16 protein-coding genes are annotated in these 15,510 nt (G+C 71.6%); 13 read left to right on the top strand and 3 right to left on the bottom strand.

Annotated elements, in window-relative coordinates:
* Positions 1–37: 37 nt before the first annotated feature.
* Complete coding sequence (locus ABT085_RS31700; RefSeq protein ID WP_351615603.1) at positions 38–796, bottom strand: SDR family NAD(P)-dependent oxidoreductase; 759 nt, start codon at positions 794–796, stop codon at positions 38–40.
* 53 nt (positions 797–849) lie between these two features.
* Complete coding sequence (rocD, locus tag ABT085_RS31695) at positions 850–2,052, bottom strand: ornithine--oxo-acid transaminase (RefSeq protein WP_351615600.1); 1,203 nt, start codon at positions 2,050–2,052, stop codon at positions 850–852.
* A 388-nt stretch (positions 2,053–2,440) separates the two neighbouring features.
* Here rocD and ABT085_RS31690 point away from each other — a divergent pair, with 388 nt between their 5' ends.
* From ABT085_RS31690 to ABT085_RS31675, 4 genes are all read left to right on the top strand, one after another.
* Positions 2,441–3,307 (top strand): diiron oxygenase, encoded by an 867-nt coding sequence (locus ABT085_RS31690; RefSeq protein ID WP_351615597.1) that lies wholly within the window; start codon positions 2,441–2,443, stop codon positions 3,305–3,307.
* 11 nt (positions 3,308–3,318) lie between these two features.
* On the top strand, positions 3,319–4,143 hold the full coding sequence (locus tag ABT085_RS31685) for an aminoacyl--tRNA ligase-related protein (protein WP_351615594.1): 825 nt from the start codon (positions 3,319–3,321) through the stop codon (positions 4,141–4,143).
* A gap of 12 nt (positions 4,144–4,155) precedes the next feature.
* The gene (locus ABT085_RS31680; protein ID WP_351615591.1) at positions 4,156–4,386 is read left to right on the top strand and encodes an acyl carrier protein; all 231 of its coding nucleotides are present in this window, start codon (positions 4,156–4,158) and stop codon (positions 4,384–4,386) included.
* Between the two features lie 77 nt (positions 4,387–4,463).
* Positions 4,464–5,174, top strand: coding sequence for a 4'-phosphopantetheinyl transferase family protein (locus ABT085_RS31675; protein WP_351615588.1), 711 nt, complete (start codon positions 4,464–4,466; stop codon positions 5,172–5,174).
* A 134-nt stretch (positions 5,175–5,308) separates the two neighbouring features.
* On the opposite strand, the gene ABT085_RS31670 is transcribed toward ABT085_RS31675, so the two are convergent.
* Positions 5,309–6,094 carry an SAM-dependent methyltransferase gene (locus tag ABT085_RS31670; protein WP_351615581.1) on the bottom strand — a complete coding sequence of 262 codons (786 nt, stop codon included), beginning with the start codon at positions 6,092–6,094 and terminating at the stop codon, positions 5,309–5,311.
* Positions 6,095–6,359: 265 nt separating this feature from the next.
* Between ABT085_RS31670 and lipP1 the strand changes: the two genes are divergently transcribed.
* From lipP1 to ABT085_RS31625, 9 genes are all read left to right on the top strand, one after another.
* Positions 6,360–7,331 (top strand): LipP1 family hormone-sensitive lipase, encoded by a 972-nt coding sequence (gene lipP1 / locus ABT085_RS31665; RefSeq protein WP_502982846.1) that lies wholly within the window; start codon positions 6,360–6,362, stop codon positions 7,329–7,331.
* Positions 7,321–8,349 (top strand): NAD(P)/FAD-dependent oxidoreductase, encoded by a 1,029-nt coding sequence (locus tag ABT085_RS31660; RefSeq protein ID WP_351615575.1) that lies wholly within the window; start codon positions 7,321–7,323, stop codon positions 8,347–8,349. The genes lipP1 and ABT085_RS31660 overlap by 11 nt, the downstream gene beginning before the upstream one ends.
* Positions 8,350–8,363: 14 nt before the next feature.
* Positions 8,364–8,663 carry a 2Fe-2S iron-sulfur cluster-binding protein gene (locus tag ABT085_RS31655; RefSeq protein WP_351615572.1) on the top strand — a complete coding sequence of 100 codons (300 nt, stop codon included), beginning with the start codon at positions 8,364–8,366 and terminating at the stop codon, positions 8,661–8,663.
* 94 nt (positions 8,664–8,757) lie between these two features.
* Positions 8,758–9,987, top strand: coding sequence for a fatty acid desaturase (locus tag ABT085_RS31650; RefSeq protein WP_351615569.1), 1,230 nt, complete (start codon positions 8,758–8,760; stop codon positions 9,985–9,987).
* Between the two features lie 38 nt (positions 9,988–10,025).
* Positions 10,026–10,499 (top strand): cobalamin-dependent protein, encoded by a 474-nt coding sequence (locus ABT085_RS31645; RefSeq protein WP_351615566.1) that lies wholly within the window; start codon positions 10,026–10,028, stop codon positions 10,497–10,499.
* The gene (locus tag ABT085_RS31640) at positions 10,496–11,965 is read left to right on the top strand and encodes a methylaspartate mutase (RefSeq protein ID WP_351615563.1); all 1,470 of its coding nucleotides are present in this window, start codon (positions 10,496–10,498) and stop codon (positions 11,963–11,965) included. The genes ABT085_RS31645 and ABT085_RS31640 overlap by 4 nt, the downstream gene beginning before the upstream one ends.
* The gene (locus ABT085_RS31635) at positions 11,965–12,927 is read left to right on the top strand and encodes a quinone oxidoreductase family protein (protein ID WP_351615560.1); all 963 of its coding nucleotides are present in this window, start codon (positions 11,965–11,967) and stop codon (positions 12,925–12,927) included. The genes ABT085_RS31640 and ABT085_RS31635 overlap by 1 nt, the downstream gene beginning before the upstream one ends.
* The gene (locus tag ABT085_RS31630) at positions 12,924–13,952 is read left to right on the top strand and encodes an EamA family transporter (RefSeq protein WP_351615557.1); all 1,029 of its coding nucleotides are present in this window, start codon (positions 12,924–12,926) and stop codon (positions 13,950–13,952) included. Before ABT085_RS31635 ends, ABT085_RS31630 begins: the two co-directional genes overlap by 4 nt.
* Positions 13,949–15,457 carry a pyridoxal phosphate-dependent decarboxylase family protein gene (locus tag ABT085_RS31625; protein ID WP_351615554.1) on the top strand — a complete coding sequence of 503 codons (1,509 nt, stop codon included), beginning with the start codon at positions 13,949–13,951 and terminating at the stop codon, positions 15,455–15,457. Before ABT085_RS31630 ends, ABT085_RS31625 begins: the two co-directional genes overlap by 4 nt.
* The last annotated feature ends 53 nt before the right edge of the window (positions 15,458–15,510 follow it).

The following is a 15,510-nucleotide window of genomic DNA, read 5'->3' as shown; positions in this document are numbered from 1 at the left end:
GCTTGTTCCGTTCCGGCCCGCCGGCCTGCGCCTGCGCCTAAGCCTGGGCCCGGGGCCGCAGCCGCAGGCCGTGCATGCCGTTGTCCACGGCGAGCACCGTACCCACCGAGGCACTCGACAACGGGCTCGCCAGGTAGGCGATCGCGCCCGCCACCTCGTCGGCCGTCACCAGACGTCCCGTGGGCTGGAACGCGTCGAGCGCGGCCCGGGCGGCCGCCGGGTCCGCCGTCCGCTCCAGCGACCTGCCGATCCAGGGGGTGTCCGCGGAGCCGGGGGCGACGCAGTTGACCCGGACGCCCTCGCGGACGTGGTCGGCCGCCATGGCCAGGGTCAGCGCGTACACCGCCCCCTTGCTGGTCGAGTACAGCGCCCGCTGCTCCACCCCGGCCCACGCCACGATCGAGCAGGTGTTGACGATCGACGCGGCGGGCGAGCGGCGCAGGTGCGGTATCGCGTGCCGGGCGACCCTGACCATCCCGACCACGTTGACGTCCAGGACGCGCAGCCACTCGTCGTCGCCGTTCGCGGTGACGTCGCCCACCGCGCCGATCCCGGCGTTGTTCACCACGACGTCCAGCCTGCCGAACCTCTCGACGACGGCGTCGACGGCGGCCTTGACCTGGACGTCGTCGGTGACGTCGACCTGGACGCCCATGATGCCGTCGGGGAGCCCCTCGGGCTTCAGGTCGAGCGCGGCGACCCGGGCTCCCCTGCTGCTGAGCAGATTCGCCGTGGCCAGGCCGATCCCCGACGCACCGCCGGTGACGATCGCGACCAGTCCTGCGAAGTCACTCATGAATTCCCTCCAGTCCACTCGAAGGTCACGCCGGCCCGCTGTGGCGGTCCGGTTCAGGCCAGCACGTCGGCGATCATGTCGACGCCGAGGTCGATCTCCTCGTGGGTGACGACCAGCGGGGGCGCCACCCGCAGGTGTCCCTTGGCCTCCTTGCACAGCAGGCCGCGCTCGGCCAGCGCCTCGGTCACCCGGCGCCCGGCCACGCGCTCCTCGCTGAGCTGCACCCCGGCCCACAGGCCACGCCCACGGACCTCGGTCACGCCGTCGAGTTCGCGCAGGCGGGAGTGCAGGTGCGCGCCGAGTTCGCGGGAGCGCTCCTGGAACTCCCCGGTGGCCAGCAGCCGCACGGTGGCGCGGCCGACCGCGCACGCCAGCGGGTTGCCGCCGAAGGTCGAGCCGTGGTCGCCGGGCGTGATCACGCCGAGGACGTCGGCGCGGCCGATGACCGCGGACAGCGGCAGGAGTCCGCCGCTCAGGCTCTTGCCCAGGGTGGTCATGTCCGCACGGACACCCTCGTGGTCCAGCGCCAGGGTCGTGCCGGCGCGGGCCAGGCCGCACTGGACCTCGTCGGCGACGAACAGCGTGTCGGTCTCGTCGCAGAGTTCACGGACCTCGGCGAGATATCCCTTCGGCGGGACGACCACGCCGGCCTCGCCCTGGATCGGCTCCAGCAGGACCGCCGCCGTGTTCTCGTTCACCGCCGAGCGCAGCGCCTCGATGTCGCCGAACGGCACCACCTTGAAGCCGGGCGTGAACGGGCCGAAACCGGCCTGGTGGTTGGGGTGCGTGGAGAACGAGACGATGGTCGTGGTGCGGCCGTGGAAGTTCGCGCCCGCGACGATGATCTCGGCGGCTCCGTCCGGCACTCCCTTGACCTGGTAGGCCCACTTCCTGGCGATCTTCACCGCCGTGTCGACAGCCTCGCCGCCGGAGTTGGAGGGCAGGACCATCTCGGTGCCCGTCAGCTCGGCCAGTTCACGGCAGAACGGCCCGTAGTGATCGTGGTGGAACGCACGGGTGCTCAGCGTCAGCCGGTCGAGCTGCGCCTTCGCCGCGGCGACGAGGTCGGGGTGCTGGTGGCCGAAGTTGAGCGCGGAGTAGCCCCCGTGGAAATCGAGGTAGCGCCGGCCTTCCAGATCGTTCACCCAGGCGCCTTCCCCATGGGTGAGCACCACGGGGAACGGCACGTAGTCATGGGCTCCCCAGCGCGCGGCGAGGTCCATGTGGTCCTGAGCGGAGAGAACGTCCACAGTCATGGCGATACTCCTTTTACCTGCTCCCTGACGGGGCGGCTTTCGTCGAAAATCTGTGCCATCCAGGGAAACTACGAACCCTCCCCCGCCGCACGCGTCCGCGACAAACGCACCGCGGCTACGCGCTCGGCTTACCCGAGCCGAATCCGTGGTGTCCGGCGGGGCGCCCGGCCACGCCGGAGCAGGCTGCCTCCCGTCGCGGTAATCAAGGCGTTGAGCCGCGGATGAGCAAAGTCAGCGCGATGTGTCCCCGGGAATGAAATTGTCGCGGACGCTCACGCCGTCGACGCGGCCGTACGGTCCTTCTCGGCGCGGCAGACCGGTCGTGTCGGCCCATCAATCAATGGTCCTGTTCAATCAATGGTCCTGTTACGGAGGGCACGTGTCAGCGGTGTCGACGATCGAATGGACGGAAGAATTCGCCCGGGCTGTACGCAGACTCATCGACGTCTCCGTCGACGACTACTACAACCCGTACCGGACCTTTGAGTGGCCCGAATCCATCACGCCGGAAGGCCTGTGGATGAGCCGGGAGCTGCTGTCCGTCCACGGCACCGCCGCGGAGCAGGAGCTCAGTCACGAACAGCTCGTGGAGCTCTCGCGCTGGGAGAGCGTCAACCTCTACAGCCTGATCGCCCACGGGATCAGGGAGCTGCTCATCGAGGTGATGCGCCGCATCCACACGCCCGGTTACGAGATCCCCACGCCGTACTTCCACCACTTCATCGGCGAAGAGAACGAGCACATGTGGTTCTTCGCCGAATTCTGCCTGCGCTATGCCGGCCGCATCTATCCGGACCGACGGATGGTGTTCCCGACGGATGAGCGCGCGCCGGAGATGAACAACTTCATCGTCTTCAGCCAGATCCTCATCTTCGAGCAGATCGGCGACTACTTCAACGCCCACATGGCGGCCGACGAGAAGCTCCCGGAAACCGTGCGGGCGGTCAACCGGATCCACCACCGCGACGAGTCCCGGCACATCGCCTTCGGCGGCAAGCTCGTGAAGGCGCTCTTCGAGGAGGTCCGCCGGACGCACTCCGCCGAGGAGGTCGAAGAGGTCGGACACTATCTGCGCGGCTACATCGACCTGATCATCCAGATGCTGTACAGCCGCGACGCCTACCAGGACGCCGGCATCGCGAATCCCACGCGATTCCGCGCCTCCGTCATGGCCGATCCGGCGAGGGCGGCGATCAACGCCCGCATCATCGAACGCACCAACAACTTCTACCGACGCATCGGCCTGTTCCACTGACGGGAGATCTCATGCCGACGTTTGTCGCACCTGGAATCGCGGTCCTCGAATCCGAGGAGGCCGCCCTGTTCGACGCTCTCGAGGCCCGCTTCCAGGACATCGCCCGCGCGCTGGGGGCCCGTCCGGTGGCCGGCCCGGCCCTGCTCCCCGAGGAGGACCTGGCACGCCTCGACTTCTTCCGCAACTTCCCCCACCTCGCCCTGCCCGTGACCACGCTCACGGAGCAGGCCCGTGAGGAACTGGCGCGTGGCGAGACCACGACCCCGTCCTCCGGGCACCCCCCGGTCCCGACCGGCTGCTGCCTGCCCACGGCGACCTGTTACGGCCTGCTGGTGTCGCGGCAGCGGCGGGACATCGAGACCCCCGAGGTCATCACGGCGATCGGGCGCTGCTTCAGGAACGAGGACCACTACGACGGCCTGCGGCGGCTGCGTGCCTTCCATATGCGCGAGGCGCTCTACATCGGCAGCCAGGAAGGTGTGGTGGACCATCTGAGCCGGTCCACCGAGCTCGTCCTGGGCCTGGCCGACCGGCTCGGGGTCAAGATGCGCAAGGAGCCCGCGACCGATCCGTTCTACCTCGGTGACGGCGCGCGGTCGATCCTCAACCAGCTGGACCCGGTGAAGTTCGAGTTCGTGTCGGACGACGGCACCGCCATCGCGTCCGTCAACCGCCACCGCAACTTCTTCGGCGAGCGCCTGGACATCTCCTTCGGGGGCGAGCCCGCGTACAGCGGGTGTCTGGCGTTCGGTGTGGAGCGCTGGGTCCATGCGCTCCTCCAGATGCACGGCGACGCCCGGCGGGCGCTCGCCGCGGTCAACGAATCCGCAGTCTAGGAAGGTGTGAACATGGAGGAAATCGTCAGCTGGATCCGGTCCAAGAACCCGGATCTGGACGCGGAGATCACCGGCGACACCGATCTCATCGAGTCCCGGCTCATCGCCTCGGTCTCGTTCCTGGAGTTCATCGGTCTCCTGGAGGAACTCACCGGCCGGCAGATCGACGTCACCTCGCTGAGCGTGGCCGACTTCCGCACCATCGACCGGATCAACGAGAACTTCTTCGCACCGGTGGCCTGAACCGCCGGCCCGGACGAGAGAAACGGAGGAGCGCCGTGAACGGTGTGCCGGAAAGGCCGGCCGGTGCGCTCCTCGGCGTGACCGACGTCCGGTACGTCGACGTCGACGAGGTGCCCCGGTCGCTCGCCGTACTCCTGGACGGGCGCGACCGGGCCCGCCGTCGGCGGATCCTGCGCGAGGCGGACCGCGATCGCGCCCTCGCCGCCTGGGTGCTGGCGCGGCTCGTGCTCGGCGAGCGGCTGGGCCGGGATCCGGCGGCCCTGCGCTTCGACCGGACCTGCGCCCACTGCGGTGACCCGGGACACGGGAAACCGGTCGTCGAGTCCGCCGGGCCGGGCCTGGACTTCTCGCTCTCGCACGCCGGAGGGCTCGCCGTGGTCGCCGTCTCGGACCGGACCGTCGGCCTCGACATCGAGGACGCCACGGCCGGCGTGCGGCCCCTGGACGCGGCGCTGACGGAGCGGGAACGCTCGGCCTGCCCGGACTACGCCGGCTTCGTACGGCTGTGGACGCGCAAGGAGGCCGTGCTCAAGGCCTCCGGCAAGGGCCTCGACATCCATCCGGGGCGCATCGAGGTCCTCGGCGGCACGCTGCGTGCGCTGCCCGCGGAACTGGGCCGCCCGGAGGACTACACGCTCCGGGACGTCCCGCTGCCCGCCCCCTACGTGGGGGCGCTCGCGGTGCTCGGACCCGATTCCGCTCCGCGCGTCCGCAGCGGTGCGGAACTCGTCAGGAATGCGGCGCGGTTGTTCTCGTCGTCGCTCCCGGACAGCCGGATCCACGGATAGCTGACGCGTAGTCCACGGACAGTGGTCCGCCGGCGAATTCTTCGCGTGGTTCCACGAAAACACCGCGGGCCGCGGGGAAGATCCCATTCCCTGCGGCCCGCGGTCGTGTCTGCCTGTTTCAGGTTCCCCGGGGCTCAATTCCTGCGCGCGACGCCGCCGTAGATGGCGGACACGGGGCCGGACCCATCGGCCTCCTCGGTGGGGTGCCATTGCGAGGCCAGCACCACGCCGGGCTCGGCCAGTTCGAAATCACCGAAGAATCGGGCGACCTGTTCCCGGGTGCGGGGATGCATGTCCTCGAAGGCGCGCTTCAGCGTCTCCTCGCTGTTGCGGTCCCCCCAGGGAATATCGCCCGCGATGTGGGAGACGACGAGATAGCTTCCCCGGGGCAGGGCTTCGCGCAGAACCGCGGTGATCCGTTCCGGATCCGCGCTCTCCGGCACGAAATGCAGGACCGCGCCGAGCACACAGGCGACCGGGCGGCCGGACCGGATCAGGGCCTGGACGGCCGGCCGGGCCAGCAGCTCCTCGGGTTCCTGGATGTCGCCCAGTACGAAGTCCGCGCCCTTGCGGCCGGCGATGAGCTCGCGCGTGCGCCGCCCGACCTCGGCATCGAGGTCGCAGTAGACGACGGAGCCCGAGGCGGACTCGCCCAGGGCGATCTCGTGCGTGTTCGGCGAGACGGGGAAGCCGGAACCGATGTCGATGAACTGGTCGACGCCCTGCCGGACCAGCCAGCGCACCGCCCGGGACAGGAAGGCACGGTTCGCCTGCATCGTCGTCAGCAGGTCGGGGGCCTGCATACCGATCCAGGCACCGGCCGCCCGGTCGGCCGCAAGACCGTTCTCGCCGCCTATGAAGTAGTCGTAGACCCGTGCGGGGTGCGCGTCCGGGCTTTTCTCAAGGTTTTCGATCGTCATGAGCGGCGTACTTCCCCTCGATTCCGTATGACACTTCGGATCAATGCCGAGGAAAAGGGTGGCACGGCCGGGGGTCGTGCCGAAGTAAGCAGGACGCTTAGTCGCGGGAATGAAAGATCAACGCAATGCGCCCGGTGAATGAACTTGTCGCGGACGCGCCCGGCGCCGACGCGACCATAGCGTTCTTCCCGGTGCGACTCCCGCACCTGTCGTGCACCTTCGGCACCAATGAAATGGGCGACACCAATGAAATGGGGGCGTTCCAATGCCGCTTCATCCCATCGTTGAGGGTATCAGGAACTATCGCCTGGCAACCGGTTTCACCCCGCTCTACACCATGTCGGTGGAAGAGGCCCGAAAAGCGGATGCCGCCACGGAGGCCTCGGTCTGGGACTGGATCGAGCCGCCCAAAGAGATATTCGACATGGATATCGCCGGTCCGGCCGGCCCGATGACGCTCAGGGTCTACCGCCCGCAGACCGAGAGCGACGAGCCGCTGCCCGTACTGCTCTATTTCTTCGGCGGCGGTTTCGTCGTCGGCTCCCTGGACACCTCCGAGGCGTTCTGCCGGGCGCTGTGCAGCATGGTCTCCTGCGTGGTCGTCTCCGTGAGCTACCGGCTGGCGCCCGAGCACCCGTTCCCGGCGGCCATCGACGACTGCTACGCCGCCGTGAAATGGGTGGCGGAGAACGGGGACCGGATCGGCGTCGACGGCTCCCGCATCGCCGTCGCCGGGGACAGCAACGGCGGCACCCTGGCCGCGGCGGCCTCCCTGATGGCCAGGGACCAGGACGGACCGCGGATCAGCGCCCAGGTGCTCGTCTACCCGGCGATGCAGCACGGCTCCGCGACGGACTCCATGCGCGAGAACGTGGATCCGATGTTCTTCAACGGCATCTCGGTGCCCTGGTTCTGGGGCCTCTACCTAGCCGACCCCGCCGACGGCGACTCGCCCTACGCCTCGCCGCTCAACGCGAGCGACCACAGCGGGCTGCCCCCCGCGCTCATGATCACGGCCGAGTTCTGTCCGCTGCGCGACGAGGGCAAGGCCTACGCGGACGCCCTCGCGCTCGCCCGAGTGCCGGTGGACCACCGCGCGTACGCGGATCTGCCGCACGGGTTCCTGTCCATGGCGGCAGTGCTCGACACCGCCAGGGAGGCACTGGACGGGATCGTCGACTTCCTGCGCCTGCGGTTGGGGCTCGACGAAGAGGGAGGTGAGAGCAGTGGCACCTGAGGCACCGGTGACGTCCGCACCCGAGGACGGCCCCACCGACGTCGACCTCGCCATCGTCGGCGCCGGTCCCACCGGCCTGTACGGCGCGTACTACGCGGGCTTCCGCGGCCTGAGCACCGCGGTCGTCGACGCCCTGCCCGAACCGGGCGGCCAGGTGGCCTCGATGTATCCCGAGAAACTGCTCTACGACATCGCCGCGCACCCCGCCCTCACCGGCCGCGAGCTCGTCGACAACCTGGTGCGCCAGGCGGCGCCCTTCGAGCCCCGCTATCTGCTCGGTGAGACGGCCACCACCCTGGTGGCGGACGGCCCCCGCTGGATCCTCGGCACCGACCGCGGTGCCCGGATCCGCACCGGAGCCGTCCTCGTCGCCGCCGGGCTCGGCAAGGTCACCCCGCGCAGGCTGCCGTGCGCGACGGCGTACGAAGGACGCGGCGTCGTCTACCACGTACCGCGCCTGGAGGAGCACCGGGACCGCGACGTGGTGATCGCCGGCGGCGGGGACAGCGCGGTGGACTGGGCGCTGGCACTGGCCCCGATCGCCCGCTCGGTCACCCTCGTGCACCGCCGGGCGTCCTTCCGCGCCCATGAGCACAGCGTGCGGCAGCTGTACGGGGCCCCCGTCCGCGTCCTCACCGACGCCCAGCCGGTCGCCTGTCACGGAACCGGCCGCCTCGAATCCGTGGACATCGGCACCCGGCACGGCGACACGCTGAACCTGCCCGCGCACACGCTGATCACCGCGCTGGGCTTCGTCACCAACCTCGGTCCCCTGGCCGGCTGGGGGATGGAGCTGGAGTACCGGCAGATCCGGGTGGACGCCGCCATGCGCACCAGCCTTCCCGGGGTGTACGCCGTCGGCGACGGCTGCACCTACCCGGGCCGCGTCCCCCTCATCTCGGTCGGCTTCGGCGAGGCCGCCACCGCCGTCAACCACGCCGCCGTGGCCCTGCGCCCCGGCGCCCGCCTCGCCCCCGGCCACTCCTCTGACGCCCATCCCGAACCGGTCCCTGCGTAGGAGCTGAGACAGCGTTGGTTCTGAACAAACTCACCCTGATGCCGCACGGCCTGGAGGTCCTCCTCCCGGCCGGCGCACCGCTCACCGACCTGGAGAACGAGACCGCCCACCGGGTCATCCCCTTCGGCTGCCAGTCGGGCGCCTGTGGCGCCTGCGTCATCGAGGTGCTGGAGGGGCCCGACTCGCTCGGGGAGATGGACCCCGACGAGAGCGACTTCCTGGAGGACCTGGGACGGACCGGCGGCAACTTCCGTCTCGCGTGCCAGTGCCGCCTGCTGGCCGCCGCGACGGTCCAGGTCGCGCAGGAGCAATGAGGACCCCGCGGGGTGCGGGCGGGCGCCAGTGCCCGCCCGCGCCCGCACCCCACCGCCTTCACGCCTTCCGTCCCGTGCACGCAGAGGAGACTCCGTGACCCTGCTCAACTCGCCGGCCCCGGTGATGCGTCCCGCCGCACCGCCGGCGCCGGCGCAGACCGCTTCCGCCGACCCCCGGGAGACCATGCGGCGCCTGCCCCGGCCGTTGCAGTTCCCGGCCACGCTGTTCACCGGCAAGGCGCTGCCGGGGCAGCCGTCCCCGGGCTGGACGCCCGGCTTCCATCTGGCCACCGCCACGCTCTCGGTGGTGCTGGGCACGCTGACCGGCGTGTTCGCCTGCACCCTCGGCCATCTCCTGCTGCTGCCGGTCGGCTGGGCGGTGACCCTGCACGGCCTGCGCAATCTGCGCATGATGGTCTACCACCAGTGCTCGCACCGGAACATGTACCGCAAACGCGGCGTGGACCGGGCCATCGGCCACGCCATATCCAGCCTGCTCGTCATCCAGAACTTCCAGCGCTACAGCCGCGAGCACGTCCGCGACCATCACGCGGCGCAGCACATGACGCTCAAGGACCCCACCGTCCAGGCGTTCCTGGTCAGTCTCCAGCTGCATCCGGGTATGACGCGCCGTCAGATGTGGCGCAGGCTGCTGCTGAAGCTCGTCTCGCCGCGGTTCCACTTCGCCTTCGCGGTGTCCCGCGTCCGCTCCTTCTGGAGCGAGTCGGCCCGCAGCGAGCGGGTGTCGGCGCTCGTGCTGTACGGCACGGCCGTCACCGCCACGGTGCTCACCGGCACCTGGCAGACCCTGCTCGCCGTCTGGCTCGTGCCGCTGTTCCCGCTGTTCCAGATCAGCAACACCCTGCGGCTGTGCGTCAAGCACACCTTCCCCGTCCCGGGCGTCGTGACCCGGCACGGCCGCGAATACTTCTCCAGCCTCACCAACGCCATCTTCATCGGCGACGCGCTGCCCTCCCCGCAACTGCCCCTCGGCCGCCGCGCCGTCGCCTGGGCCCGCTGGACGCTGCGCCTCGTCCTGCTGCACGCCCCGTCGCGCTATCTGGTCCTGACCGGCGACACGGTCGTGCACGACTTCCACCACCGCTACCCCGCGGCGCCCCAGTGGGCGGACTACCTCTTCGCCCGCCGGCACGACATCGACTCCGGACACCAGGGCTGGCCGCCCTACCACGAGGTCTGGGGGCTGATCCCGGCGATCTCCTACGTCTTCGACTCGCTGTCGGCCGCCGATGCCGAGGAGTTCGACGTGAACCGCCTGAGGGCGGTCAGCAAGCGCGAACTGTTCGCGGCCTTCGACGACTGACGACTGACGTATGCGACCCGAACGATGAGGAACCCCTGATGCCATCGGTACCGAACCAGCTCAGCCAATCACCGGCCACCCGCAAGGTCATCCTCGGCGTGGCGGCCAGCGACAGCCACGCCGTGGCCAACCACCTGATCGCGTTCTTCCTGCGCGGCCTCGGCTTCGACGTCGTCAACCTCGGCACCTGCACCCCCGTCGAGGAGTTCGCCGAGGCGTGCGGCCGCCACCCCGAGGCCGAGGCCGTCATCATCGGCAGCCTCAACGGCCACGTCCACGAGGACCTGCGCGGACTCGACCGGGCCAAGCAGTCTGGCCTGATCACCTGCCCCGTGATCGTCGGCGGCAACCTGTCGGTCGGCAGCCACAAGGACGGCTCCGCGCACGACCGTCTCTACGCCGCCGGCGTCGACCACATCCTGGGCGACCCGTCCGAACTGCCCTCCCTGCTCGATGCGTTGCAGGTCGAGCGCGAGCGCGCGGCGGTGACCCTGGGCCTGGCGGCGTCATGAGTCTGACCTCGCTCCCGGGGCGCGGCACGGCACCGCGCCCCGGCACGGCGGCGGGACCGCTGCCGACGCCGGCCGAGTCCGCCGCGTACATCGCCTCGCTCGGCAAGCCCACCGCCGCCGAGGTCCTCGGCCGGTGCCGCGCGCAGGGCAGGGTGGCGATCCAGCCGCGCTGCGGCGTCGGCGGACACGAGGAGATGAAGGCCCTCCTGGCCACCCTGGAGGCCGAGGTCGCGCCCGACATCCTGACCCTCACCATCGACTCGCACACCCGGCTGCTGCGGTTCGAGGAGGCGCTGCGCACCCTCAACCTCCGCCCCGCCGACCTCAACGGCTACCCGATGGTGGCCCACGGCTGGCGGCGCGGCCGCGAGCTCAACGAACTGATCGCGGCGCCCCTGGAGATCCGGCACGGCTCCCCGGACGCCCGGGTCCTGTTCGACGTGTCCGTGGCCTCCGGCATCACCTCCTTCGAGGGCGGCGGGATCTCGTACAACCTGCCCTACTCGAAGGCCGTGCCGCTCGCCGGGTCCCTCGGCGCCTGGCAGGACGTGGACCGGCGGTGCGGGGAGCTCGCCGAGCACGGTGTGGTCATCGACCGTGAGCTGTTCGGCACGCTCACCGCCGTGCTGGTGCCGCCCTCCATCAGCCTCGCCATCAGCGTCCTGGAGGCGGTGCTCGCCGCCCGCGCCGGGGTCCGCTGCATCTCCGTCGCGTACCCGCAGAGCGGCCATCTCGCGCAGGACGTCGCGGCCCTGCGGAGCATCCGTGTGCTGGCCGAGCGCTATCTCCCCGCCGGGATCACCGTCCACGCGGTGCTGCACGAGTTCATGGGCGTCTTCCCCCGGGAGCGCGGCAACGCGGAGGACCTGATCCTCTACGGCGCGCTGGTCGCCCGGCTCGGCGGCGCCTCCAAGCTCATCACGAAGACCTACCAGGAGGCGTACGGGATCCCCGACACGGACGCGAACGTGGCGGGCCTGCGGCTCGCCGACCGCGCCAACTCGCCGCTCCTCGACTTCATCACCGTCGACGAGGACCAGGTGGGCCGGGAGACGGAGTGGATCCTCGCCGAGGTCGCCGACCTCGTCGAACCGCTCCTGGGGCAGGCCGATCTGATCGGGGCGATCGTCGAGGCGTTCGCGGAGGGCCGCCTCGACATCCCCTTCAGCGCCAGCCGGTACGCCCGCTCCGACCTCATCCCGCGGCGCGACCGCTCCGGCGCCATCCGCTACCTGTCGACGGGCGCGCTGCCGTTCTCGCCGGCCCATGTGCGCCGCAACACCGAGCTCCTGCACGCGGTCGACGGCCCGGATCCCGGCCTGGACGCGCTGACGCGGGGCCTCACCGCCGACATCAACCACTTCCGGCACGTGTTCCGGGAGCAGGAGCCGTCCGCCGCCGCGCCCCGCTCCGCCCCCACGCCCGTCGCCGCCTCCCGCACCCCACGAACCGAGGAACCGAACTGATGCGAGCCGTCCACGTCACCGCGGCGGGCGCCCCCGCCGCCCTCGCTCCCACGGAACTCCCGGAACCGGCCGCCCTCCCCGGGCAGGCCGTCGTCCGCAACGCCGCCGTCGGCCTCAACTTCATCGACGTCTACTACCGCAACGGCACCTACCCGGCCCCGTATCCGCTCGTCCCGGGCCAGGAGGCCGCCGGCATCGTCACCGCCGTCGGCGAGGGCGTCGAGGGCGTCGCCCCGGGCGACCGGGTCGCCTACGCCACCCAGCTCGGCGCCTACGCCGAGTACACCGCCGTCCCCGCGGCCAAGCTGGTCCCCGTCCCGGAGACGGTGACCCTGGAGGACGCGGCCGCCGTCCTGCTCCAGGGCCTGGCCGCGCACTACCTCAGCCACACCACGCACCCGGTGGCGCCCGGCGAGACCGTCGTCGTGCTGGCCGCCGCCGGGGGCCTGGGCCGGCTCCTCGTGCAGCTGGCCGCGCACCGCGGCGCGACCGTCGTCGCAGTCGCCTCCAGCAAGGAGAAGCAGGAGACCGCCCTGGCGGCCGGCGCCCACCACGCCGTGCCCTACGAGGGGTTCGACGAGGCCGTACGCGAACTCACCGGCGGCGAGGGCGCGCACGTGGTCTACGACTCGGTCGGCGCGGCCACCTTCGAGACCAGCGTCAGGGCGCTGCGCCGGCGCGGCACCCTCGTCGTCTGCGGCCTGTCCAGCGGCCCCGTGCCGCCCGTCGACGTGGAGCTGCTGCGCACCTGCGGCTCGCTGCACCTGACCCGGCCCACGCTCGCCGACCACGTGCCGGACGCGGCGTCCCTGCGGGCCGCGGCCGCCGAGCTGTTCCGCCACGTCGCCACGGGCGTCGTACGCCCGGACGTGCGGGCGCGGCTGCCGCTGGCCGACGCGGCCCGGGCGCACGCGCTGCTCGAAGGCCGCGGCACCACCGGCAAGGTGCTGCTCACGCCATGAGCATCGACATCGCAACGAACGCGAGCGCGAGCGCGCTGCGGAGCCCGGGTGCGGGCGTGGGCACGGGGACGGTCGCGGAATCGGGCGCGGGGACGGGTGCGGCCGTCGGACGCCGGGGCATCGGTGTGGTCCCGGCGCCGGCGCTGATGCTCGTCGGCATGGTCAGCACCCAGGTGGGCGCGGCCTTCGCCAAGCAGCTGTTCGGCACGGTCGGCCCGGCGACGGTGACCCTGATGCGGCTCGGTTTCTCGGCCCTCGTGCTCCTGCTGTGGTGGCGGCCCTCGGTGCGCCTGGACCGGCGTACGGCGGGCGCCGTGGCCGCCCTCGGCGTGGCCATCGCGGGCATGAACATCTGCTTCTACCTGGCCATGGCCCGGATGCCGGTGGGGGTGGCGCTCACCGTCGGCATGGCGGGGCCGCTCGCGGTCGCCGGTCTGTCCTCGCGCCGGGCCGGGGACCGGCTGTGGATCGTGCTCGCGGCCTCGGGCATCGCGCTGCTCGGCTGGCAGGGCGGCGCGGCGGGCCTGACCGGCCTGCTGATCGCCCTCGTCTGCGCCGTCTTCTGGGGCTCGTACGTGCCGCTGTCGGCCCGGGTCGGCGCGGTGCTGCCCGGCGGCGGGCTCGCGCTCGCCATGGCCTTCGGCACGCTGTGCTCCCTGCCGGCCGGGCTCGCGGAGGGCGCGGGCACGCTGGCCCGCCCCGAGGTGCTGGCCTTCGGCTTCGGTGTCGCGATGCTGTCCTCGCTCGTCCCCTACACCTGCGAGATGGAGACCCTGCGCCGGGTGTCGAAGCTGGTCTTCGGCGTGCTGCTCAGCCTGGAGCCGGCGATCGGCGCCCTGACCGCCCTGGTCGTCCTGCGCGAGACCCTCTCCGCGGCCCAGGTGGCGGGCCTGGTCGCGGTCGTGGCCGCGTCGATCGGCGTGATCCGCGGCTCGCGCAGGGCCCCCACCCCCGACCCGGACTCCGCCCTCTCCCCCGCCCCCGCCCTCACCGCCACTCTCACCGAAGGAAACCGGAAGTCATGATCTCCACTGGCAGGAACGCGGCCCTCGCAGGCCGTCCGGAAGGGCTGGAGCAGCTCAGGAGCCTCCTGGACACGGTGCTGCGCGCCCTCGGTGACGCCGCCCTCAAGCGGGGCGGCCCGGTGGCGCCCGGCGGGCCCGAGGCGGCCGTCGCCGCGGTGCAGGAGGTGCTGGGCGGCGGCCGGCTGCTCGCCGACGAGCCCGGCGCGCAACGGGTGACGGAGCTCTTCGAGGCGTACGCAAGGTGGGCCGTCGACCTCACCCATCCCTCGGCCGTGGCCCGCATGCAGTGCGCGCCCACCGCCGCCTCCGCCGCCGCCGAACTGCTCGCCGCGGCCCTCAACCAGTCCCTGCACGCGTGGGAGAGCGGCCCGTTCGCGCTCGAACTGGAGCGGCGGCTCATCCAGGAGATGGCCTCCTGGGTCGGTTTCGGCGCGGAGGCCGGCGGGACCCTGACGCCCGGTGGCTCCGTCTCGAACCTGATGGGCCTGCTGTTCAGCCGGGAACGTGCGCTGAAGGACACCGGTGCGGTGTCGGCGACGGGGCTCGCGGGCCGCCCGGTCCGCCCCCGGATCCTGTGCTCCGCGGCCGCCCACTTCTCGGTCGCGCGGGCCGCCGGCTTCCTGGGGCTCGGCCGCTCCGCCGTGGTGAAGGTGCCGGTGGACGACCGGGGCCGGATGCTCGCCGGTGAGGCCCGCCGGATCCTGGAGGGCTTCGAGGCCGACGAGGTCCCCGTCGCCCTCGTGGCCACGGCCGGCACCACCGACCACGGCTCCTTCGACCCGCTGCCCGAACTGGCGGATCTGGCCGCCGAGTTCGGGATCTGGCTGCACGTCGACGCCGCATACGGCATCGGCGCGCTGTTCTCGCCGAGCCTCGCTCCCCTCCTGGACGGCCTCGGCCGGGCCGACTCCATCGCCTTCGACCTGCACAAGTTCGGCTGGACCCCGGCCTCTTCGAGCGTGCTCGTGGTCCGCGACCGCAGGCACATGGAGTGCCTCGACGAGCAGGCCGTCTACCTCAACCCGTCCGACGACGAAGCCCTCGGCTTCACCTCCCTGCTGGGCACCTCGCTCCAGACCACCCGCCGCTCCGACGCCCTCAAGATGGCCGCCACGCTCCTCACCGTCGGCCGGCAGGGCATGGGCGACTGGGTGGACGCCTGCCACGGGCAGGCGCGCTACGCCGCGAGCCGGATCGCGGCCGCCGACGGCCTGGAGCTGGTGGCGGATCCGCTGCTCACCACGGTCATCTTCGGCTGTGCCGTCGGGGACGGGACCCCTGCGGCGGACGAGAGCGCCCTGAACGCGGCGGTGCGCCGCGCGCTGATGGCGGACGGCCGCGCCCTGCTCGCCCGGACGAACGTCGCGGGACCGGACGGCACACCGCGGGTCCGTCTGAAGCTGGTCTTCCTCAATCCGACGACGACCGAGGACGACATCGACGCCCTGCTCGGGGACGTCTCGGCCATGGCCCGCGAGCTCGCGGGCCGGCCGGCGCAGCGCTAGCCCCGGAACTCCTCCTCGCGGCACGCACGCAGAAGCCCCGCAGGTCGTCGACC

Origin of the sequence: Streptomyces sp. NPDC002265, assembly GCF_040296125.1 — a bacterium.
Lineage (GTDB): Bacteria > Actinomycetota > Actinomycetes > Streptomycetales > Streptomycetaceae > Streptomyces.
The sequence above is the reverse complement of the archived record's forward strand: the minus strand, read 5'-3'. Positions and strand labels throughout refer to the sequence as shown.

Bases quoted from the DNA above. Each gene is read 5' to 3' on its own strand.
- ABT085_RS31700 (WP_351615603.1), bottom strand. From the start codon at position 796: ATGAGTGACTTCGCAGGACTGGTCGCGATCGTCACCGGCGGTGCGTCG.
- rocD (WP_351615600.1), bottom strand. From the start codon at position 2,052: ATGACTGTGGACGTTCTCTCCGCTCAGGACCACATGGACCTCGCCGCG.
- ABT085_RS31685 (WP_351615594.1), top strand. From the start codon at position 3,319: ATGCCGACGTTTGTCGCACCTGGAATCGCGGTCCTCGAATCCGAGGAG.
- ABT085_RS31680 (WP_351615591.1), top strand. From the start codon at position 4,156: ATGGAGGAAATCGTCAGCTGGATCCGGTCCAAGAACCCGGATCTGGAC.
- ABT085_RS31670 (WP_351615581.1), bottom strand. From the start codon at position 6,094: ATGACGATCGAAAACCTTGAGAAAAGCCCGGACGCGCACCCCGCACGG.
- lipP1 (WP_502982846.1), top strand. From the start codon at position 6,360: ATGCCGCTTCATCCCATCGTTGAGGGTATCAGGAACTATCGCCTGGCA.
- ABT085_RS31645 (WP_351615566.1), top strand. From the start codon at position 10,026: ATGCCATCGGTACCGAACCAGCTCAGCCAATCACCGGCCACCCGCAAG.
- ABT085_RS31640 (WP_351615563.1), top strand. From the start codon at position 10,496: ATGAGTCTGACCTCGCTCCCGGGGCGCGGCACGGCACCGCGCCCCGGC.
- ABT085_RS31635 (WP_351615560.1), top strand. From the start codon at position 11,965: ATGCGAGCCGTCCACGTCACCGCGGCGGGCGCCCCCGCCGCCCTCGCT.
- ABT085_RS31630 (WP_351615557.1), top strand. From the start codon at position 12,924: ATGAGCATCGACATCGCAACGAACGCGAGCGCGAGCGCGCTGCGGAGC.
- ABT085_RS31625 (WP_351615554.1), top strand. From the start codon at position 13,949: ATGATCTCCACTGGCAGGAACGCGGCCCTCGCAGGCCGTCCGGAAGGG.